Consider the following 19063-nt stretch of genomic DNA (forward strand, 5'->3'; position numbering starts at 1 on the left):
TGTCCTGATTTAAAGTTAATCCACTATAAAATCGTTGACAATCCAAACCGATTTGGTACATTGTTCAACACTTATCAATCCCCGTTTCCCAACCGACAAAGGAGTCGAGAAGATGTTTTCAAAAAGCGTCAACCTAGCCCAATATGATCCAGAGCTGGCAGCCGCCATCGCCCAAGAAGACCAACGCCAGCAAGACCACGTCGAACTGATTGCTTCCGAAAACTACGTCAGTTGCGCCGTGATGGAGGCACAAGGTTCGCAATTGACCAACAAATACGCCGAAGGCTACCCCGGCAAACGCTACTACGGCGGCTGCGAATACGTCGATATCGTCGAACAGCTGGCAATCGACCGCGTCAAAGAACTCTTCGGTGCGGAATACGCCAACGTCCAACCCCATTCCGGCTCCCAAGCGAACCAAGCCGTGTACGCTTCCGTCCTCAAACCCGGCGACACCATCCTCGGCATGAGCCTCGCCCACGGCGGCCACTTGACACACGGCGCCAGCGTCAATATTTCCGGCAAACTCTACAACGCTATTGCCTACGGCTTGGATGAAAACGAAGTTCTCGATTACGCCGAAGTCGAACGCCTCGCGCTCGAACACAAACCCAAAATGATCGTCGCGGGCGCATCTGCCTACGCGCTGCAAATCGACTGGGCGAAATTCCGCGAAATCGCCGACAAAGTCGGTGCCTACCTCTTTGTCGATATGGCGCACTACGCAGGCCTGATTGCCGGCGGCGAATATCCCAACCCCGTCCCGTTCTGCGACTTCGTGACCACCACCACCCACAAAACCCTGCGCGGCCCGCGCGGCGGCGTGATTTTGTGCCGCGACAACACGCATGAAAAAGCGTTGAACTCCGCCATCTTCCCAAGCCTGCAAGGCGGCCCGCTGATGCACGTCATCGCCGCCAAAGCCGTTGCGTTCAAAGAAGCCCTGCAACCCGAATTCAAACAATACGCGAAACAGGTGAAAATCAACGCCGCAGCGATGGCGGAAGAATTGGTCAAACGCGGTTTGCGCATCGTTTCCGGCCGCACCGAAAGCCACGTTTTCCTCGTTGACCTGCAACCGATGAAAATCACCGGCAAAGCCGCCGAAGCCGCATTGGGCAAAGCAAACATCACCGTCAACAAAAACGCCATCCCAAATGACCCGGAAAAACCGTTCGTTACCTCCGGCATCCGCATCGGCTCCGCCGCTATGACCACACGCGGATTCAACGAAGCCGACGCCCGAGTCCTCGCCAACCTCGTTGCCGACGTTTTGGCAAACCCTGAAGACGAAGCGAATCTGGCAAACGTCCGCAAGCAAATCACTGCGCTTTGCGACAAATACCCCGTTTACGGCGCATAATCCGCTTGCCCGTTTAAGCATCTTGCAACACGGAAAGGTCGTCTGAAAATCCTGAAAAAGGGTTTTCAGACGACCTTAATTGTTTTCGGCGCTTGATTATTGAAGCGGCAGGCAAAAATCCCGCATTTGCCCCTTTCTTTCCGCCTGCAAACGGAGTACATTTACTCCCATTGTTAACAATTTTACGGAACACACATCATGGAGAAATTTCCCAAATCGTCCAAGCTGGACCATGTTTGCTACGACATCCGCGGCCCCGTACACAAAAAAGCCCTGCAACTCGAAGAAGAAGGTCATAAAATCCTCAAGCTCAATATCGGCAACCCTGCACCGTTCGGCTTTGAAGCGCCCGATGAAATCTTGGTGGACGTGATCCGCAACCTGCCGACCGCACAGGGCTATTGCGATTCCAAAGGGCTGTATTCCGCCCGAAAAGCCATCGTTCACTATTACCAAACCAAAGGTCTGCGTGATATTTCGGTCAACGACGTTTATATCGGCAACGGCGTGTCCGAGCTGATTACCATGTCCATGCAGGCGCTTTTGAACGACGGCGACGAAATCCTGATTCCCACGCCCGACTATCCGTTGTGGACGGCTGCTGCCACTTTAGCGGGTGGTACGGTGCGCCATTATTTGTGTGACGAAGAAAACGACTGGTTTCCCAACCTTGCCGATATGGAAGCCAAAATCACGTCCAAAACCAAAGCCATCGTTGTCATCAACCCCAACAACCCCACCGGCGCGGTGTACAGCAAAGAAATCCTGCTTGAAATCGCCGAGTTGGCGCGCAAACACGGTCTGATCATCTTCGCCGACGAAATCTACGATAAAATCCTCTACGATGGAGCGGTACACCACCACATCGCCGCACTCGCGCCCGACCTGCTGACCATCACCTTCAACGGCCTCTCCAAAGCCTACCGCGTTGCCGGATTCCGCCAAGGCTGGATGGTGCTCAACGGTCCTAAAGAACATGCCAAAGGCTATATCGAAGGTCTCGATATGCTCGCCTCCATGCGCCTGTGTGCCAACACACCCATGCAACACGCCATCCAAACCGCTTTGGGCGGCTATCAAAGCATCAACGAATTTATCCTGCCCGGCGGCCGCCTGCTCGAGCAGCGCAATAAAGCGTGGGAAATGATTAACCAAATTCCCGGACTTTCCTGCGTCAAACCGATGGGTGCGATGTATATGTTCCCGAAAATCGACACCGAAATGTACGGCATTCATGACGACATGAAATTCATCTACGACTTGCTCGTGCGCGAAAAAGTCTTGTTCGTCCAAGGAACCGGGTTCAACTGGATACGCCCCGACCACTTCCGCATCGTTACCCTGCCGTACACCCACCAAATCGAAGAAGCCATGGGCAAACTCGAGCGTTTCTTACAGACTTACCGGCAATAAGGCAGGGCAACGGTATGAAAAAATGCGTTGTCCTGACCGGCGCGGGGATTAGCGCCGACAGCGGGTTGCTGACTTTCCGCGATGCGGGCGGTTTGTGGGAAGGGCATAAGGTGACGGATGTCTGCACGCCCGAAGCCTTGGCGCGCAATCCCAAGCTCGTCATCGATTTCTATAACCAGCGCAGGCTTCAGGCAAACGCCGCCGAGCCGAACGCCGCGCATCTGGCGTTGGTTAAGCTGGCGCAATATTACGATGTGCACATCATCACGCAGAATGTGGACGCGCTGCATGAGAAGGCGGGCAGCAGCAAAGTATTGCACCTGCACGGCGAGCTGAACAAACTACGCAGCACCGTCGATGAAGACGAAATCATCGAATTTACCGGCGAGCAGACCGACGACGTGTGCGACAGCCAAGGCAATCCGATGCGCCCGCATATCGTGTTTTTCGGCGAACAAGTACCGATGTTTGATGTGGCGGTCGAAGAAATGCGCGATGCGGATGTGGTCATGATTGTCGGCACGTCGATGCAGGTTTATCCGGCGGCTTCGCTGATTCATTACGCGCCGCCCGATGCGGAATGCTATCTGGTCGATCCGAACCCGCAAGGCGTGGGCGCGGATGTCGAAGTGATTCCGAAACGCGCGGCGGAAGGCGTGCCGGCATTGGTCGATCATTTGATCAGTCGGGCTTGAGACGGTTTGAAAATGCCGAAACGTCGTCTGAAAACGGGCAATGCTTGTTTTCAGACGACGTTTTGTTTTGCAATGGTTATAGTGGATTAACTTTAAATCAGGACAAGGCGACGAAGCCACAGACAGTACAGATAGTACGGAACCATTCACTTGGGTGCTTCAGCACCTTAGAGAATCGTTCTCTTTGAGCTTAAGGCGAGGCAGCGCCGTACTGGTTTAAAGTTAATCCACTATACAAAATCCGCCATATCTCTCCATGATAAAAGGTCGTCTGAAAACCATGTTTCAGGTTTTCAGACGACCTTTGTTTTTCAAAACGGAATCAACCGCCGCATGCGCCGCAGCAACCGCCTTCGCTGTGTCCGCCGCGTTTTTCTTCGTTGTTGACTACGGGCAGCTCGACTTCTTCAGACTGTTCTTTTTTGTCTTCGGGCAGGTCGTTGACTTTGATTTTGTTTTCTTCTGACATGTTAGGCTCTCTTTAAAAAAGGTGGAAAGGTGTGCCACGATACCATCGGGCGGCGGATAAACCAAGTCGGATTTAAGATTTTTTGCGATTCGGTTTGATGAATCGCAAATCGTGCCGGTTTGGATGGTTGATGCGCGGCTGATGTGAGAACGGGACGCTGGTTATCGCGTCCCGCTTGGGTTTTCAGACGACCTTTGGGCATCAGTTCAGGCGGTTTTTCTTACCGAACCAAACGAAGCCGATGGCGCCCAAAACAATCATCGGCACGCTCAACCATTGTCCCATCGACAAGCCCAAGGTGAGCAGGCCGAGATAGTCGTCGGGTTGGCGGGCATATTCGGCGATGAAGCGGAAGAAGCCGTAGCCGCCGAGGAAGAGGGAGGCGACTTGTCCCGTCGGGCGCGGTTTTTTGGAGAAAATCCATACGACGATGAAGAGGCAGATACCTTCAAGCGCGAATTGGTAGAGTTGCGAAGGGTGGCGCGGCAGTACGTGGTATTGCTGCATCCATTCCGCCCAAAGCGGGTTGCGCACGGCGGCGTTGAGGTCTTCTGCGTGCGCTTGCGGGAAGCCCATTGCCCAAAAGGCGTTGATATCGGTAATGCGGCCCCAGAGTTCGCCGTTGATAAAGTTGCCGATACGGCCGGAAGCCAAACCCAGCGGAACGAGCGGTGCGACGAAATCCATGGTTTTCAAGGTGCTGATTTTGTGTTTGCGGCTGAACAGCCACATGGCAATGACGACGCCCAAGAAGCCGCCGTGGAACGACATGCCGCCTTCCCAAACTTTGAGCATTTCGAGCGGATGGTCGAGGTAGTATGAGAATTTGTAAAACAGGATATAGCCGAGCCGTCCGCCGAGAATGACGCCCAATACGCCCCAGGTCAGGAAGTCGTCGAGCATTTCTTTGGTAAAGGCGGTGTTGCCTTGTTTGATGCGGCGGCGGCCCAGCCATAGGAAGAGCATAAAGCCGACGATATAGCTGAGGGCATACCAGCGGATGGCGATAGGGTCGATTTTGATGGCAATAGGATTGAACTTCGGATGTATCATCATGATGTGTGTTCCTTATGGGAAGGGCGGTTTATGTGTTTTAGCCCGACAAAGGTCGTCTGAAAATGCCGATTGGGATTTTCAGACGACCTTTTGTGTGATAGAGAAAAATAATTATCGTAAATCATCGACAACGTTCAAGACGGCAGACAACATGGCTTCACCCAAACGCAGGGAGCGTTGGCCGTTCCAGCCGAAGTCGTCGTCGGGCAGGTTGGCGTTGTCTTTAAACGGCATTTCGAGCGTATAGGCGAGGCAGTCGAAACGGTTGCCCACCCAGTTGGTCGCGAGCGTCATGTTTGCCTGGCCGGGCGCGTCTTTTTCATAGCCGTATTCGTCTTGGAAGTCGGGGCTGGCGGAGAGTAGGGCGGTTTTGAACTGCGTTTCCAGCGCGGCAATGCGCGGATTGTAGTTCGGCACGCCTTCCGTACCGGCGACAAAGACAAACGGCAATGCTTCGTCGCCGTGAATGTCTAGGAACAAATCCACGCCGGTTTCCAGCATTTTTTCGCGCACGAGGAAGACTTCCGGGCTTTTTTCCAAAGTCGGGTTTTCCCATTCGCGGTTGAGGTTTGCGCCGGCGGCATTGGTTCGCAGGTTGCCCAATACCGAGCCGTCGGGATTCATGTTCGGCACGATGTAGAACGTGGCGCGGTCGAGCAGGGTGCGTGCAGTCGGGTCTTGCGGATCGAGCAGGCGGCCGAGCAGGCCTTCGATAAACCATTCCGCCATCGTTTCGCCCGGATGCTGACGCGCGATAATCCAGATTTTCATGTCGCTTTCGACTTGGTTGCCGATGGTCAGCAGATTGATGTCGCGGCCTTGCACCGTGCTGCCCAAGTCGTCGATGCGGCAAAGTCCGCTGCCTTGCGCGTCGCCCAAGAGGTTTAAATGCTGCTCGTGGGAGTAGGGCTCGAAATAGGCGTAGTAAACGCTGTTGGAGAGCGGCGTATGGTTGATGGTCAGCACGCCGTTTTCGTATTCGGTCGGGACGCGGAACCAATTTTGACGGTCGTAAGAGGCGCACGCCTGATAATCTTCCCAGCCTTCGGGATAAGCCGAATCCGCCGCGTTTTCAAAGTGCATCACGCAATTCTGGTAGGCCGCACCTTGCAGGCGGAAGTAAAACCATTGGGCGAAATCGGAAGCGTTGTCCGGACGCAGGGCGAGGCGGATATTGGCAGGGTCGGTCAGGTCTTTGACGACGACGGAGCCGGCGTCAAATTGAGTGCTGATTTTAATCATGGGAAAGTCCTCGGTATATCGGGCGAACCGGATAACCGTTGTTTGAGAAAATGTGTGGGCAATACCGCATCCGTCGGCGACGGCAAACCGATATGCCTGAATCCGTTGATTCTACCATTCCGACGGGCGCATCCTCAACCGATAAGGGGCGGGGAATGTTGTTTCAGACGACCTTTGACGTTAAGATAGGGCAGATTCACTTTAAATCAGGACAAGACGGCGAGGCAGCAAACAGTTGCGAAGCTGATTTTTACTGATTCAAAGGTGATCCGCTATAATGATTAAATTGTTAACAATGAGACACGATTATGAGCGAATCCCACCCCATTTCCGCAGCCGACAAAGCGCGCATTTTAGCCGAAGCCCTGCCGTATATCCGCCGTTTTTCCGGCTCCGTCATCGTCATCAAATACGGCGGCAACGCCATGACCGAGCCTGCTTTGAAAGAAGGCTTCGCCCGCGATGTTGTTTTGCTCAAACTGGTGGGCATCCACCCCGTCATCGTCCACGGCGGCGGCCCGCAAATTAATGAAATGTTGGAAAAAATCGGTAAAAAAGGCGAATTCGTGCAAGGCATGCGCGTGACCGACGGCGAAACGATGGACATCGTCGAAATGGTGTTGGGCGGTCATGTGAATAAAGAAATCGTCTCGCTGATTAATTTGCAGGGCGGACGCGCGGTCGGCGTCACCGGACGCGACAACCACTTCATCAAAGCGAAAAAACTGCTGGTCGATACGCCTGAACAAACAGGCGTGGACATCGGACAAGTCGGTACGGTCGAAAGCATAGACGTGCGCCTGATTGAAGGATTGATCGAACGCGGCTGCATCCCCGTCGTCGCGCCCATCGGCGTCGGCGCAAAAGGCGAAGCCTTCAACATCAACGCGGATTTGGTCGCAGGCAAACTGGCGGAAGAGTTGAACGCGGAAAAGTTGCTGATGATGACCAATATCGCCGGCGTGATGGACAAAGAAGGCAACCTGCTGACCAACCTCACACCAAGCCGTATCGGCGAATTAATCGCAGACGGCACGCTCTACGGTGGTATGTTGCCCAAAATCAGCTCCGCCGTCGAAGCAGCAAGCAACGGCGTCAAAGCGACCCACATCATCGACGGCCGCCTGCCCAACGCGCTTTTGCTGGAAATTTTCACCGATGCGGGCATAGGCTCGATGATTTTGGGTGAAAGGTCATAACGGCCCGCAGATGATTCAAGGCTTGCCGAACAGCAGGCCTTGTATAGTGGATTAACTTTAAACCAGTACGGCGTTGCCTCGCCTTAGCTCAAAGAGAACGATTCTCTAAGGTGCTTAAAGCACCAAGTGAATCGGTTCCGTACTATCTGTACTATCTGCGGCTTCATCGCCTTGTCCTGATGTACTATCTGCGGCTTCGTCGCCTTGTCCTGATTTAAAGTTAATCCACTATAACTGCCCGAATACTAAATACACAAAAGGTCGTCTGAAAACCTGTTTCAACGTTCATAGAGAATGCTGAAACGGATTTTTAGACGACCTTTTTATGGCAGGATAGTCTACAAACTCAACATCTTATTTTTGATGCAGCTTGCCGACATATTTGACTTCCTCGCGGCTGCCCATAACGACGGCTACGCGTTGGTGCAGACCCGTGGGGACGATGTCGAGCATGTTTTCCAAAGCATTGCTTGCCGCCGCGCCTGCCTGTTCCAAAATCAGGCTCATCGGGTTGGCTTCGTACATCAGGCGCAGCTTGCCGGGTTTGGACGGATCGCGTTTGTCTTGAGGATACATGAATACGCCGCCGCGCATCAGGATGCGGTGGATTTCAGCGACCATGCTCGCCACCCAGCGCATATTGTAATTTTTACCGCGAACGCCCGTATCGCCTGCCAGCAGTTCGTTAATATATTGCTGCATAGGGGCTTGCCAGTGGCGGGCGTTGGACATATTAATGGCAAATTCTTTGGTCGATGCCGGCACTTCTGGATTTTCTTTGGTCAGGACGAATTCGTTGTTTTCGTTGAGCGTGAACACGAAAACGCCGTGTTTCAAAGTGAACACCAATTGGGTTTGCGGACCGTACAAAACATAACCTGCCGCCACTTGGTCACGACCTTTTTGCAGGAAGGATTCGGTATTCAGACGACCTTCGGGCTTGGCAAGTACGGAAAAAATCGTGCCGACGGAAATATTGACATCGATATTGGACGAACCGTCCAGAGGGTCAAACAAGACGAGATAGCCGCCGTTTTCGTTGGCTGCTACAAAAGTATCCTCTTCCTCGCTTGCCAAACCGGCAACATGGGCGTTGTTTTTCAAGACGTCAATCAGGATATCGTTGGCAATTACATCCAGCTTTTTCTGATCTTCGCCCTGAACATTGCCCGTACCCGCCATGCCCAACACGCCGGCGAGTGCGCCCAAGCGGACTTTGCCGCTGATGTCGGAGCAGGCGGCGACAATGGATTCGAGGACGCTGCCCAATTCGGCAGGAATGCTGTTTTGCTGTAAATGCTGCGGTAGGAATTGCGCTAATGTTTTCATATCGGACTCGGTTTCTGGCTATAAAAAAGAAAAGGTCGTCTGAAAATATAGTGGATTAACTTTAAACCAGTACGGCCTTGCCTTGCCTTAGCTCAAAGAGAACGATTCTCTAAGGTGCTTAAAGCACCAAGTGAATCGGTTCCGTACTATCTGTACTATCTGCGGCTTCATCGCCTTGTCCTGATGTACTATCTGCGGCTTCGTCGCCTTGTCCTGATTTAAAGTTAATCCACTATGGTTTTCAGACGAGGTCGGTATTTATTTTTTGCTTGAAGGGGCGGAGGCGGTGCCGCCTATCATTTCTTTGGCGCATTCGACCGCGCTTTGTTTGATTTTGGTTTTCAGCTCGCCGCCAACTTCGCCGCCGATCAGTTTCGACATATCGTCGATGGATATCTGGTCTGCGGTTTTTTCCGAAGCGCACGAACAGATTTGCTGTACGGTATCAGACGGTATCGCGCTGCTTTTCGGCGCTTTTTCCACGCAGATGGCTGTCGCGCTGCTGATGAAGTGGCCGCGAAGCTCTTCGCCGAAGGTTTCTTGTACCGTATCTTGGACTGAGCGTTCGCACGAGCATAGAAAAAGCGTGCAAAGGGAAGCCAAAAGCAATGAAGCGGGATGTCTGATAGTCATAATTTGAAAGCGTAAAAACAATGTAGTGAATTGTAGTTTAAATCGGAGGCCTCTGCCATAGGATTTCCCGCCAGTGTCTTCGTTTGGCGGGCTGGGGATGGCTGATTATTTTATGCAGCTGTTTAAGACGAATCGCGCGCCGTTGTCTTGCGCCAGTATGTCGGTCAACGCGGGAAGGTTGTTTTTCAGCAGTTCCGGCAGCAGGTAGGGTGGGTTGATGATAAACATGCCGCTGCCGTGCATCCCGAATCCGTCCGGACGCGGTGTGTGGACGTGCAACTCGGCGTGCAGGTAGCTGTCGGGCATCAGCTTTTGCAGTTGTTCGGGCAGCTTGCGGCTTTCTTCGCGGCTCAAGCAAGGATACCAAACCATATAACAACCCTGCTCAAAGCGTTTGAGCGCGTCTTTTAAAGTTTGGACAACGCGCTGATAGTCTTGCTTTTCTTCATACGGAGGGTCTATCAGGACGACGGCGCGGCGCGGCGGCGGGGGCAGTAGCGAAATCAAACCGCGAAAACCGTCTGTCTGCACAATCTGCCCGCGTCTGCCCAAACGCGCTTCTTCCATATTGTTCTTTAAATGTTGGAAATCGGCAGGATGCAGCTCAAACAAACGCAGTTTGTCGCTGTCGCGCGTCAGGGCTTGGGCAAGCCACGGCGAACCGCAATAGAGCTGTTCTTGCGGGAGTATGGATTTTAGGCGGGCGATAAAGGCGGACAGTTCGGGCGGCAGATGTTCCGCCTCTTGGAGCAACTGAATACCTTGTTTGTATTCGCCAACTTTTTGCGCTTCGCTGCCGCTCAAGTCATATAAACCTGCACCGCTGTGGGTATCGATATACCAATAGGGCTTGTCTTTCTGATTGAAATAATCAAGCGTCAGGAAAAGGATGAAATGCTTGAGCATATCGGCATGGTTGCCGGCATGGAAGGCGTGGCGGTAGCTGAGCATAAGAGGTCGTCTGAAAAGGGAAAAATGGATTATATAGGCAAATAAACGGTGTATCCAAACAGGCTTTCTCGGGCATCACAATGGCTAAACGATAAATCAAAAGTTTATGACGCTTTTGACTTTGACGTTTTCAGACGACCTTTCGGGTTCAAATGCCTTCAAGCGGCTGGCTGGTATCTTCATCTGCCGTTTCGTTTTCATTTTTCCGATACTGCCCCGGCGAAATCCCGTATTGTTTTTTAAACGCTTTGCCAAAGTGGGTTTCGGATTGGAAGCCGACGTTCAGGGCGACGGACAGGACGGAATCGGCGGTTTGCCGCAGCAGAACGGCGGCTTGGCGCAGGCGGATGAGGTTGACGAAGGCGTGGGGGCTGATGCCGGTTTGCTGTTTGAACAGGCGCATCAGTTGGGCGCGGGAAAGGTTGGCAAGCGCGGTCATTTTTTCGATGTTCCATTCGTCTTCGGGGCGGCTGACGACGGTTTGGATGAGTTGGCGCAGGCGTTTGTCGCGCAGGCCGTTGAGTATGCCGCCCAAAGGCGCTTCTCCGCCTTGTTCGAGATGGGCGCGGACGATGAGGACGAGGAGTACGGAGGAGAGGGCATTGACGATGGCGCGCGAGCCGGAAAGCGTGTGTGCGCTTTCGTATTGCAACATGGAAATGAGGCATTGCAGCGAGGGATGGTCCATCTTGATAAGGACGGTTTCGGGCAGGTCGTGCATGATGTCAGCGTGTTCGTCGTATTCGAAACGAGCACAGAACAAATCCAGCCCTTTTTCGCCGCCGCTACCTGAAGATTCAATGGTAAACGCGCCGTCGTTGCCGATATGAATGGTATCGCCGCAGTTGTTGCAGTCTGCTTCACTGCTGATAATGTGTTCGGCGCTGCGCGGGAAAAAGATAAGGTCGCCGGTTTGCAAGAGACGCGCTTCGGGTTCGCCTTCGATTTTGATGTAGCTTTCTCCGGCGACGACGAGGTGCGCGATACCGTGCGCACGCCTGCGTTCATGCGGGGCGTACCATTTGTCGCGGAACAGGCATTGTATGTCCACGCTGCCGGTGATTTGCGCCAGTTCGATGAGTTTGTCCAAAGTGTCCATAAGTGTTTTTTGCAAGTGAATGAGATGATTTGACGATTATAATAGTCAAATTATTGCAATAATGCCATTCATCGGATGTAAAGATGGCAGATTAAATTTTAAATTCGCCATGAAAGAGCAACATCCTTCATATCAAACACATTGGAAAGGAAATCAAAATGTTTCAAAATTGGCCCGAACACACCGCACACGTTAAAAAATCATTCGGCGAGCTGGGTAAAAACCACCCGAAAATGCTGCAAGCCTACGGCGCGCTGGAACAAGCCGCCGCAGCCGAAGCATTGGATGCGAAAACCCGCGAACTGATTGCCCTCGCCGTTGCCATCACTACCCGTTGCGAAAGCTGCATCAGCGTACACGCCGCCGCAGCTGCCAAGGCGGGTGCGACTGAAAGCGAAATCGCCGGCGCGCTGGCGACCGCTATTTCCTTGAACGCAGGCGCAGCCTACACTTATGCCCTGCGTGCTTTGGAAGCGGTTGACGCGCAGCGTTGATTTTGTCTCAAAGGGTCGTCTGAAAACAACTCCCGTTTCAGACGACCCTTCTGTTGACGGAACATTGCTTTTTGCCGCCGAACCGTTTAGATTGATATTTTTGTTCAACCGTTTGGAGAAACGACCATGAAAAAATTGCTGACTGCCGCGCTGACTGCCGCCGCACTTGTCCTGCCTGCCGCCGTATCCTATGCCGCGCCCGCCGCCAAAGTCGCCGGCGCGCAACCTGCCAAAGCAAAAGGCGTATGGATTGACGTACGTTCCGAAGAAGAATTCAAATCCGGCCACCTGCAAGGTTCGGTCAATATTCCGCACGACCAAATCGTCGAACGCATCAAAAGCGTCAGCCCCGACAAAAACGCGCCCGTCAACCTCTACTGCCGCAGCGGCCGCCGTGCCGAAGCCGCGCTTACCGAGTTGAAAAAAGCAGGCTACACCAACGTAACCAACCACGGTGGTTACGAAGACTTGGTGAAAAAAGGTTTGAAATAACCAGCAACAAGGTCGTCTGAAACGTTTCAGACGACCTTTTATCCAAGGAAAAATATGAAACCGATACGCACCTTCGCCGCAGCCGCCATCCTCGCCGCCCTAACCGCCTGCGCTTCACACGGTGGCGATGCCGCCCGACAACCTGATTCCCGACAAAGTTCCGCCATGAATCAAACCCATACCGCCGTCAGCAAATACAGTTTCGACGATACCGTCCGCCGTTTGGAAACCGCCGTCAAAGAAAAAGGCATGACCGTGTTCGCCGTCATCGACCACCAAGCCGCCGCGCGACAAAGCGGTTTGGACATGCAGCCCGCGAAAGTCATCGTCTTCGGCACGCCCAGAGCCGGCACGCCGCTGATGCAAAAAGACCCCGCCTTCGCCCTGCAACTGCCGTTGCGCGTCCTCGTTACCGAAACTGACGGCGCAGTCCAAGTCGTATTCAACGACACGCGCGCGCTGGTGTCGGGCAGCAAAATCGAGTTTGCCGAAGTGGAAAACACGCTCGCCAATGCTGAAAAGCTTATTCGCAAAACGGTAGCGGAATAAGGTTCGCCCAACTCCGAAGGTCGTCTGAAAACCTAAGCAAACCCTGCTAAATTCGTTTTCAGACGACCTTTTACGAAATCATGTGCCGAGGTCGTCTGAAAACTTGTTCGACGACATCGGCACATTATTTTTTAAGACAATTCTGTTTCCAAGCCTTTTGCAGTTGCGGCAGGATTAGATTTGCGCAGATATATTTATTGCGCCGGCGAGAATGCATCTGAATAGAAGGCTGTTTCAGGCAGGCTGCATTGCGCGGTCAACACGGATTTCGCGCTTTCGATCATGGAGACGGAGCCGCAGGCATAGACTTCGTAACTGCTTAAATCGGGATAATCTTTCGCAGCAGCGGTTTGGACGTATCCTTTTTCGCCTTGCCAGCCCTCATCGGCCTTTGAAAGGACGGGAGTGAAGCAGGCGTTTTTCAGACGACCTGTCAGCTCTTGCGCTTCTTCGAGTGCGTACAAATCATCTTGATGACGCGCGCCCCAGTAAAGATGGACGGCGCGGCTGCTGTCTTGGCGGATAAGGTCGAGCAGGATGCTGCGGATGGGGGCATAGCCTGTGCCGGTTGCTAGCAGGATGATCGGTTTGCCGCTGTCTTCTTGCAAGGTAAACGAACCGAGCGGACCTTTGATGCGGACGATGCCTTTTTCTTTGACTTTGGGTTCGCTGCCGAAAATCATTTCCGAGCAGACGCCGTTTTCGCGCCTGCGGATGTGCAGTTCCAAAATGCCTTCTTGGTCGGGGGAATTGGCGATGGAGTAGCTGCGGCTGACGTTGCCCGGCAGCAATAAATCAATGTATTGCCCGGCGTAGAAAGCAAACGGCGGGGCTTTGGGCAGGGCAAGTCTCAGGAGGGCGACATCGTGTTTGAAAACCATGCTTTCAATACGGGCGGGCAGGGTGCGGACGGGTAGCGCGTTGGCGTTGTAGCCGGGGATGTTGATGCTGATGTCGCTTTGCGCAGTGGTGCAGCACATCAAAATCTTGCCTTGCGCTTTTTCTGCTTCGGATAAAGCCTGTTCAGAGTGTTCGCCCATTTGAATATCGCCGCTCACCAGTTCGGCTTTGCATTGACCGCAGGCACCGCTTTTGCAGGAATGGGGCAGATTGAGGTTTTGACGGGCGGCAGCGGCTAAAACTGTTTCGCCGTCATTGGCGGTAAAGGTGGTTTGGTCGGGTAGGGTAATGGTATGGGTCATGGTTTGGTGTGGTTTGAATAGATTAAGTTAAAAGGTCGTCTGAAAAATCAGCTTTCAGACGACCTCCGTTTTCGGAAGACAGTCTACAACGGATAACGGCAGCCGATATAGCCCTTATCTGAATCACCCCTTAGTACATCTGCCTTAAAGGCAGCAGCAAAGCCAAAATATTTCCATATCTTAGATTTTTTATTGGGATCTGTTATCGATTTTTCGACAGCAGGCACATCATAGCCCAATGTATCCAGTTTTTTAGGTGTCGTTTTGGATGTGATATTTTGTCCCTTTAGCTGTTGCGTCAGCTCTTGAAGGTCTTCCTGATATTTCTGACGGTATAGTGAATGCAATTTGGGATATCGTGCCCAATCAATTTCCAAATAGACAGCATTGTTGCGAATAGCGACATACTGACCTTCTACTTCTTTTCCATCTAAGGGATTGGCAAGATGCACCTTAAACGGCAAGCGGTAACGGTAAGTAATATTATCGATTTCATTGACAAAACGTCCTACATTTTCTCCGGCACGTTCATTTGGATCAAGATAACCAGTGAAATTTTCCGGAATCCAAAACGAAAAATCCAACGATGACACCTTGCAATGCAATACATCCTGTACTGCCTGAGGAGTAAAAGGTTGATCGGCGTAATCTTTGGCAAACGAGGAAGCCGTTGCCAGCAATAGCACTGCGGGTAATATTATTTTCATCTTATTCTTTTATTTGTAATGGCTTTAAGGTCGTCTGAAAACCAAGCTTTAATAGAATTAAACCTATACCTTGCTTTCAGACGACCTGGTAAGACTGGCTGAAAACACATGATTGATTTTCAGGTTCATCGATTGCTGTTCTTTGTTCAGCAGCACATAGTCGCTCGCATCGGCTGATCCAATTCAGACGCCCATGTACTTCCCAGCAATGCAACCCACAAAACCATGATTTTGGCAATTTTCAGAAAATGCTCCGAAGAAGACATTTTACAATTTCGGTTTCAACGGGAAATAGTTCAATCATGTTATTTTTCCTTTTCAAAAAAATTAGACGTAGAATATTGAGTCAATACACCCAATATGGAAAAAATAATAAAAGCATGAATATAAATCATAAAATCAACATTATCTCTTTGGTAACTTTCATAAATAAAAACGATCGGTATTGATATACAAATTAAAATATACAGGTACTTTGAAATTACCAGTAACTTATACACAAATTTTGATTTCATAGCCTAGTCTTTCATTTGAATAAAATCTACCCTAATCAACTCTCCAATCAACTTCCTAACTTCTTCATGTTTTCCCTAATTGAAGTTAACCAGTAGATTTTTCAACAATAACGGTTCATTCTTACCGATGTGTTCTAAAACTTTTTTCCCCAATTCATCTACGCTTATCTTCATCCCATTCCCAATCAAATGCCCCTTTTCCAACGTATCCAAATTATTGGCATTTAGTCTCAACCTGACGTCGTCTGAAAGCGGAGTAGCGTTGGGATTCGCGAACTGTTCAAGATGAAAAGCGGTATTTGATTGATAAAAGCGTATAGGTGGCTATACATAACTGCGTGTACGCGCCAAATCCGTTATCAGAAGGGGATTGTCAACACGCATTTTGTCGATCAGCTCTTTGCAGCGGGCGATTGAAGGTTCTTGCCACAACCAATCCAGCTCGGATTGGGTCAGACCAACCATCTGCAGAAAATCGACTTTGCCATTCGGTGTATCAATGGCAGGCAGTTTGGGATCAGGAACAAAAGCGATACCGACCAAAGCGGTTTCAGTATCACTTCGAATAGGACCATTGGTAAGAATAAAGTGGTAGGGGTCGAACCACTTTTCGCTCTCAAAAACATAACGGGCGAGGTAATTCATCAGGTTGATAACCCAAAATGGTTCGTGCGGCGTGCCGTGGTTCGAATCGGGGTCAAGTTTGTAGGGGGTAATACGAAAGGTAAATTCAAAGCCCCATTTGCTGAATTCGGCATCAGCGCTTTCCGGAGAAAAGTAAAGTTCGCTCATGCCGTAGGAGATGATGTGGCGGTGTGGTGTTTGTTCTTCGCAATCGTAGATACTGATGCCGTCCAGCGGGTCTTCTCCGCCAATGCAGTATTTGACGATACTGCCGTAATGACGCGGCTTGGTGTTGCCGTAAAGCTTTTCGAGTTCGGCATCGATAGCATCCCAGCCGACGGATTGGTCTTCGGAGAAAGTTTCGCGGTATTCTTGCTCGGTCATGTTTTATCCTTGTTTAATTCAATAATTTTAATATCTACCAAGATCTTTAGCGCATTAAATTAGGACAGGACCTAATATTAGGGAAGGTTGCATGAAAGTGTTGTTGAATTTATCAGCTGAAATTACAGATTCTAGTTGGCTTAAAGGCTGCCTGAAAACCATTTTACCGTTTTCAGACAGCCTTTATCTTACTTAAGCCAATTTCGCTTTAATCAACTCCTGCACCTGCGCGGGATTCGCTTTGCCTTTGCTGGCTTTCATCACTTGTCCCACAATCGCATTCAGGGCTTTTTCGTTGCCGGATTTGAACTGTTCCACTGCTTTGGCGTTGTTTGCCAGCACTTCATCTACCATAGCTTCAATCGCGCCGGTATCGGTCATCTGCTGCAAGCCGTGTTTTTCGATGATTTCGGCGATGGAGGCTTCGGGTTCCTCCCACATGACTTCAAAGGCTTTTTTCGCCAATTTGCCGCTTAATGTGCCGTCGGTGATTTTGCCTACCAGAGCGGCAAGGCGCGGAGCGGTAATTGGGCTGTCGGCAAGTTCCATGCCTTCTTTGTTCAGCGTAGCAGCGAGTTCGCCGTTCATCCAGTTGGCAGTCAGCTTGCCTTGTCCGCTCTCTTTGGCGGCTTCTTCAAAATAGGCAGCCTGTACGCGGCTGGCGGTGAGCAAGCGCGCGTCGTAGTCGGACACGCCGTAATCCGCCACGAAACGCGCCGCCATTTCTTTCGGCAGTTCGGGCATTTCTGCTTTGGCTTTTTGCAACCGGTCGTCTGAAATGATGACGGGCAGCAAATCAGGGTCGGGGAAGTAGCGGTAGTCATGCGCGTCTTCTTTCAGGCGCATCACGCGGGTTTCGCCTTTTTCCGGGTCAAACAGCATGGTTGCCTGCTGTACTTTGCCGCCGTCTTCCAAAATCTCGATTTGCGCTTCCACTTCGTAATTAATCGCCTGCTCCAAGAAGCGGAAGGAATTGAGGTTTTTAATCTCGCGGCGCGTGCCGAATTCTGCTTGGCCTTTCGGGCGCACGGATACGTTTGCGTCGACGCGGAACGAGCCTTCCGCCATATTGCCGTCGCAGATGTCCAGCCATGTTACCAAGCTGTGTAAAGCTTTGGCGTAGGCAACGGCTTCGGCGGCGGAGCGCATTTCGGGTTCGGATACCACTTCCAACAGCGGCGTGCCGGCACGGTTCAGGTCGATACCGGTTGCACCGTTCAAGCCTTCATGCACGGATTTGCCCGCATCTTCTTCCATGTGCGCGCGGGTTACATTGATGGTTTTCACATCGTCGCCCACTACGATTTCCAATTTGCCGTGTTCGACAATCGGCAAATCCAACTGGCTGATTTGATAGCCTTTGGGCAGGTCGGGGTAAAAGTAGTTTTTGCGGTCGAACACGTTTTTCTGGTTGATTTTCGCATCCAACGCCAAGCCCAATTTGATGGCTTTTTCAACGACTTCGCGGTTCATTACCGGCAGCACGCCCGGCAGCGCGCATTCCACTACGCTGGCGTGCGCGTTGGGTTCCGCGCCGAATGCAGTCGATGCGCCGCTGAAGATTTTGGATTGGGTGTTGAGCTGGACGTGGATTTCCAAGCCGATTACGGTTTCCCAAGTCATAGTTTAAGTTTCCTTTGAATTTGGGTTGTTTTAAATAGGGGATATTTGATTTTTCATTGGGCAGGATTTCTGAAATACATAAAAAACCGCTTTGCATTCAGGATAACGTTGATTGTTTAAAAATATTTTTACGCCAAATAGCCAGTAGCAATACATTCACAGCAACCACAGCAGATACTAGAAACAACCATTCGTAGGAATAAATAACATTAAATAAAGTAACAAATGTTTGTTCCAGAGGGTATAGCGTCAATTGCCCATAAGATGCCGCTTGATTGCGAGCCGGCATAATAAAACGCATGACTATGTAACCAAGGTTGATAAACAAACTCAAAGGCAGGCAGATAATGCTATTGAGTAACAAATGCTTACGCCAAAAATGCGACGTTTTGGGGCGTTTTCGCCACAAAATGTACGTAATAAGTACAGAAAGGATGAGCCACCACAGCAGAAATAGCACAATGCTTGTAGATATTTCCAGTCCGGCTTCCTGCCATAAACCCCATAAGAGTTGCCAGAATTTGGGGGAAAAGTAATTGTAATATTCCATTATTTTAGTGATTTTGTTAGTTTCAGGCTGCCGGAAAGTTGCCGTCTAAATTATGCCCAATTAAATAAGTTAAAAAAATCTTCCAATGAATTAGCAATAACGCGCCATGTCAGTTCGCCGTCATCCCAATAAATCACACGAGGTATTTCTTTGTTTTCTGAGAAATCCATGCAGAACGGACAATCACTACTATCAACGCCGAATATGAGGATTTGTGAAAAATTGGTGATGTAGCCTAAATCGTATTTGTTTCGCTTTTGGCAATCGGCATATTCTTTGGCTGCTTCTACAGGAAAATCTTTCGGCAGCTCGTGGCTGTATTTTCGGATTTTATCTAAGTCGTAAAAAATATGGGTTTCGGTAAACAACTCGTAGCCAAATTGGTCTTGCTCCTGTTTGAGTTTGCCATCCAGACCTTCATATTTTTTGAGTAGTTTGCTGTAGTTTTCTAGAATTTTTAATTGGAACATTACT

Annotated in this window: 21 protein-coding genes and 1 pseudogene; 8 read left to right on the forward strand and 14 right to left on the reverse strand. The window is 50.9% G+C overall.

Annotated features, from left to right (window positions below; all coding sequences use genetic code 11):
- Positions 1 to 112 precede the first annotated feature (112 nt).
- The 3 genes from glyA to HMPREF2572_RS09690 all read left to right on the forward strand — a co-directional run bounded on the left by glyA (position 113) and on the right by HMPREF2572_RS09690 (position 3471).
- On the forward strand, positions 113 to 1363 hold the full coding sequence (gene glyA, locus HMPREF2572_RS09680) for a serine hydroxymethyltransferase (RefSeq protein WP_070498111.1): 1251 nt from the start codon (positions 113 to 115) through the stop codon (positions 1361 to 1363).
- Between the two features lie 198 nt (positions 1364 to 1561).
- Entirely contained in the window at positions 1562 to 2776 is a 1215-nt protein-coding gene (locus HMPREF2572_RS09685; RefSeq protein ID WP_070498115.1) for a pyridoxal phosphate-dependent aminotransferase, read from the forward strand.
- Between the two features lie 14 nt (positions 2777 to 2790).
- A complete protein-coding gene (locus HMPREF2572_RS09690; protein ID WP_070498118.1) occupies positions 2791 to 3471 on the forward strand; it encodes an SIR2 family NAD-dependent protein deacylase in 681 nt (226 codons plus the stop codon).
- A gap of 322 nt (positions 3472 to 3793) precedes the next feature.
- Here the strand turns inward: HMPREF2572_RS09690 and HMPREF2572_RS14645 are convergent, their stop codons facing one another.
- The 3 genes from HMPREF2572_RS14645 to HMPREF2572_RS09700 form a co-directional block, all read right to left on the reverse strand.
- The gene (locus HMPREF2572_RS14645; RefSeq protein ID WP_003767024.1) at positions 3794 to 3940 is read right to left on the reverse strand and encodes a hypothetical protein; all 147 of its coding nucleotides are present in this window, start codon (positions 3938 to 3940) and stop codon (positions 3794 to 3796) included.
- Positions 3941 to 4141: 201 nt separating this feature from the next.
- Positions 4142 to 4996, reverse strand: coding sequence for a prolipoprotein diacylglyceryl transferase (gene lgt, locus HMPREF2572_RS09695; protein WP_070498121.1), 855 nt, complete (start codon positions 4994 to 4996; stop codon positions 4142 to 4144).
- 111 nt (positions 4997 to 5107) lie between these two features.
- Positions 5108 to 6238 (reverse strand): M14 family metallopeptidase, encoded by a 1131-nt coding sequence (locus HMPREF2572_RS09700; protein ID WP_070498124.1) that lies wholly within the window; start codon positions 6236 to 6238, stop codon positions 5108 to 5110.
- A gap of 92 nt (positions 6239 to 6330) precedes the next feature.
- Between HMPREF2572_RS09700 and HMPREF2572_RS09705 the strand changes: the two genes are divergently transcribed.
- Both HMPREF2572_RS09705 and argB read left to right on the forward strand, forming a co-directional pair.
- Positions 6331 to 6495, forward strand: a complete 165-nt coding sequence (locus HMPREF2572_RS09705; RefSeq protein ID WP_003767028.1) for a hypothetical protein — start codon at positions 6331 to 6333, stop codon at positions 6493 to 6495.
- Between the two features lie 51 nt (positions 6496 to 6546).
- Positions 6547 to 7437 (forward strand): acetylglutamate kinase, encoded by an 891-nt coding sequence (gene argB, locus HMPREF2572_RS09710; RefSeq protein WP_060974449.1) that lies wholly within the window; start codon positions 6547 to 6549, stop codon positions 7435 to 7437.
- 354 nt (positions 7438 to 7791) lie between these two features.
- Here the strand turns inward: argB and HMPREF2572_RS09715 are convergent, their stop codons facing one another.
- The 4 genes from HMPREF2572_RS09715 to HMPREF2572_RS09730 all read right to left on the reverse strand — a co-directional run bounded on the left by HMPREF2572_RS09715 (position 7792) and on the right by HMPREF2572_RS09730 (position 11449).
- Positions 7792 to 8766: a class 1 fructose-bisphosphatase gene (locus HMPREF2572_RS09715; RefSeq protein WP_070498127.1), complete on the reverse strand. Its 975-nt coding sequence runs from the start codon at positions 8764 to 8766 to the stop codon at positions 7792 to 7794.
- 258 nt (positions 8767 to 9024) lie between these two features.
- The gene (locus tag HMPREF2572_RS09720; protein WP_070498130.1) at positions 9025 to 9399 is read right to left on the reverse strand and encodes a hypothetical protein; all 375 of its coding nucleotides are present in this window, start codon (positions 9397 to 9399) and stop codon (positions 9025 to 9027) included.
- A gap of 105 nt (positions 9400 to 9504) precedes the next feature.
- A complete protein-coding gene (rlmJ, locus tag HMPREF2572_RS09725) occupies positions 9505 to 10350 on the reverse strand; it encodes a 23S rRNA (adenine(2030)-N(6))-methyltransferase RlmJ (RefSeq protein ID WP_070498133.1) in 846 nt (281 codons plus the stop codon).
- A 148-nt stretch (positions 10351 to 10498) separates the two neighbouring features.
- Positions 10499 to 11449, reverse strand: coding sequence for a helix-turn-helix transcriptional regulator (locus HMPREF2572_RS09730; RefSeq protein WP_049226324.1), 951 nt, complete (start codon positions 11447 to 11449; stop codon positions 10499 to 10501).
- Between the two features lie 158 nt (positions 11450 to 11607).
- Between HMPREF2572_RS09730 and HMPREF2572_RS09735 the strand changes: the two genes are divergently transcribed.
- The 3 genes from HMPREF2572_RS09735 (at position 11608) to HMPREF2572_RS09745 (ending at position 12984) form a co-directional block, all read left to right on the forward strand.
- Positions 11608 to 11943: a carboxymuconolactone decarboxylase family protein gene (locus tag HMPREF2572_RS09735; RefSeq protein ID WP_003756322.1), complete on the forward strand. Its 336-nt coding sequence runs from the start codon at positions 11608 to 11610 to the stop codon at positions 11941 to 11943.
- Positions 11944 to 12069: 126 nt separating this feature from the next.
- A complete protein-coding gene (locus tag HMPREF2572_RS09740) occupies positions 12070 to 12435 on the forward strand; it encodes a rhodanese-like domain-containing protein (protein ID WP_039409438.1) in 366 nt (121 codons plus the stop codon).
- A 54-nt stretch (positions 12436 to 12489) separates the two neighbouring features.
- Positions 12490 to 12984, forward strand: coding sequence for a DUF302 domain-containing protein (locus HMPREF2572_RS09745; RefSeq protein ID WP_070498135.1), 495 nt, complete (start codon positions 12490 to 12492; stop codon positions 12982 to 12984).
- A gap of 194 nt (positions 12985 to 13178) precedes the next feature.
- Here the strand turns inward: HMPREF2572_RS09745 and HMPREF2572_RS09750 are convergent, their stop codons facing one another.
- The 7 genes and pseudogenes from HMPREF2572_RS09750 to HMPREF2572_RS09785 form a co-directional block, all read right to left on the reverse strand.
- On the reverse strand, positions 13179 to 14186 hold the full coding sequence (locus HMPREF2572_RS09750) for a 2Fe-2S iron-sulfur cluster-binding protein (protein ID WP_070498138.1): 1008 nt from the start codon (positions 14184 to 14186) through the stop codon (positions 13179 to 13181).
- Positions 14187 to 14269: 83 nt separating this feature from the next.
- A complete protein-coding gene (locus tag HMPREF2572_RS09755) occupies positions 14270 to 14893 on the reverse strand; it encodes a peptidoglycan-binding protein (RefSeq protein ID WP_070498141.1) in 624 nt (207 codons plus the stop codon).
- 518 nt (positions 14894 to 15411) lie between these two features.
- Positions 15412 to 15714 (reverse strand): annotated as a pseudogene (locus HMPREF2572_RS15270) (winged helix domain-containing protein); the annotation flags it as partial.
- Positions 15715 to 15732: 18 nt separating this feature from the next.
- The gene (locus tag HMPREF2572_RS09770; RefSeq protein WP_070498148.1) at positions 15733 to 16416 is read right to left on the reverse strand and encodes a suppressor of fused domain protein; all 684 of its coding nucleotides are present in this window, start codon (positions 16414 to 16416) and stop codon (positions 15733 to 15735) included.
- A gap of 192 nt (positions 16417 to 16608) precedes the next feature.
- Positions 16609 to 18039 carry an Asp-tRNA(Asn)/Glu-tRNA(Gln) amidotransferase subunit GatB gene (gene gatB / locus HMPREF2572_RS09775; RefSeq protein WP_070498151.1) on the reverse strand — a complete coding sequence of 477 codons (1431 nt, stop codon included), beginning with the start codon at positions 18037 to 18039 and terminating at the stop codon, positions 16609 to 16611.
- 97 nt (positions 18040 to 18136) lie between these two features.
- On the reverse strand, positions 18137 to 18589 hold the full coding sequence (locus tag HMPREF2572_RS09780; RefSeq protein ID WP_070498154.1) for a hypothetical protein: 453 nt from the start codon (positions 18587 to 18589) through the stop codon (positions 18137 to 18139).
- A gap of 50 nt (positions 18590 to 18639) precedes the next feature.
- The gene (locus HMPREF2572_RS09785) at positions 18640 to 19059 is read right to left on the reverse strand and encodes an SMI1/KNR4 family protein (protein ID WP_070498157.1); all 420 of its coding nucleotides are present in this window, start codon (positions 19057 to 19059) and stop codon (positions 18640 to 18642) included.
- Positions 19060 to 19063: the final 4 nt, after the last annotated feature.

Origin of the sequence: Neisseria sp. HMSC064E01 (assembly GCF_001808875.1) — a bacterium.
Taxonomy (GTDB): Bacteria; Pseudomonadota; Gammaproteobacteria; order Burkholderiales; family Neisseriaceae; genus Neisseria; species Neisseria sicca_A.

What these genes read in the sequence shown, in the direction of transcription:
- HMPREF2572_RS09685 (WP_070498115.1), top strand. Translation starts at nt 1,562, where the DNA reads ATGGAGAAATTTCCCAAATCGTCCAAGCTGGACCATGTTTGCTACGAC.
- glyA (WP_070498111.1), top strand. Translation starts at nt 113, where the DNA reads ATGTTTTCAAAAAGCGTCAACCTAGCCCAATATGATCCAGAGCTGGCA.
- HMPREF2572_RS09730 (WP_049226324.1), bottom strand. Translation starts at nt 11,449, where the DNA reads ATGGACACTTTGGACAAACTCATCGAACTGGCGCAAATCACCGGCAGC.
- HMPREF2572_RS09745 (WP_070498135.1), top strand. Translation starts at nt 12,490, where the DNA reads ATGAAACCGATACGCACCTTCGCCGCAGCCGCCATCCTCGCCGCCCTA.
- HMPREF2572_RS14645 (WP_003767024.1), bottom strand. Translation starts at nt 3,940, where the DNA reads ATGTCAGAAGAAAACAAAATCAAAGTCAACGACCTGCCCGAAGACAAA.
- HMPREF2572_RS09700 (WP_070498124.1), bottom strand. Translation starts at nt 6,238, where the DNA reads ATGATTAAAATCAGCACTCAATTTGACGCCGGCTCCGTCGTCGTCAAA.
- HMPREF2572_RS09715 (WP_070498127.1), bottom strand. Translation starts at nt 8,766, where the DNA reads ATGAAAACATTAGCGCAATTCCTACCGCAGCATTTACAGCAAAACAGC.
- HMPREF2572_RS09750 (WP_070498138.1), bottom strand. Translation starts at nt 14,186, where the DNA reads ATGACCCATACCATTACCCTACCCGACCAAACCACCTTTACCGCCAAT.
- HMPREF2572_RS09720 (WP_070498130.1), bottom strand. Translation starts at nt 9,399, where the DNA reads ATGACTATCAGACATCCCGCTTCATTGCTTTTGGCTTCCCTTTGCACG.
- HMPREF2572_RS09735 (WP_003756322.1), top strand. Translation starts at nt 11,608, where the DNA reads ATGTTTCAAAATTGGCCCGAACACACCGCACACGTTAAAAAATCATTC.
- HMPREF2572_RS09770 (WP_070498148.1), bottom strand. Translation starts at nt 16,416, where the DNA reads ATGACCGAGCAAGAATACCGCGAAACTTTCTCCGAAGACCAATCCGTC.
- argB (WP_060974449.1), top strand. Translation starts at nt 6,547, where the DNA reads ATGAGCGAATCCCACCCCATTTCCGCAGCCGACAAAGCGCGCATTTTA.
- HMPREF2572_RS09780 (WP_070498154.1), bottom strand. Translation starts at nt 18,589, where the DNA reads ATGGAATATTACAATTACTTTTCCCCCAAATTCTGGCAACTCTTATGG.
- HMPREF2572_RS09690 (WP_070498118.1), top strand. Translation starts at nt 2,791, where the DNA reads ATGAAAAAATGCGTTGTCCTGACCGGCGCGGGGATTAGCGCCGACAGC.
- gatB (WP_070498151.1), bottom strand. Translation starts at nt 18,039, where the DNA reads ATGACTTGGGAAACCGTAATCGGCTTGGAAATCCACGTCCAGCTCAAC.
- HMPREF2572_RS09705 (WP_003767028.1), top strand. Translation starts at nt 6,331, where the DNA reads ATGCCTGAATCCGTTGATTCTACCATTCCGACGGGCGCATCCTCAACC.
- rlmJ (WP_070498133.1), bottom strand. Translation starts at nt 10,350, where the DNA reads ATGCTCAGCTACCGCCACGCCTTCCATGCCGGCAACCATGCCGATATG.
- HMPREF2572_RS09740 (WP_039409438.1), top strand. Translation starts at nt 12,070, where the DNA reads ATGAAAAAATTGCTGACTGCCGCGCTGACTGCCGCCGCACTTGTCCTG.
- HMPREF2572_RS09785 (WP_070498157.1), bottom strand. Translation starts at nt 19,059, where the DNA reads ATGTTCCAATTAAAAATTCTAGAAAACTACAGCAAACTACTCAAAAAA.
- lgt (WP_070498121.1), bottom strand. Translation starts at nt 4,996, where the DNA reads ATGATGATACATCCGAAGTTCAATCCTATTGCCATCAAAATCGACCCT.
- HMPREF2572_RS09755 (WP_070498141.1), bottom strand. Translation starts at nt 14,893, where the DNA reads ATGAAAATAATATTACCCGCAGTGCTATTGCTGGCAACGGCTTCCTCG.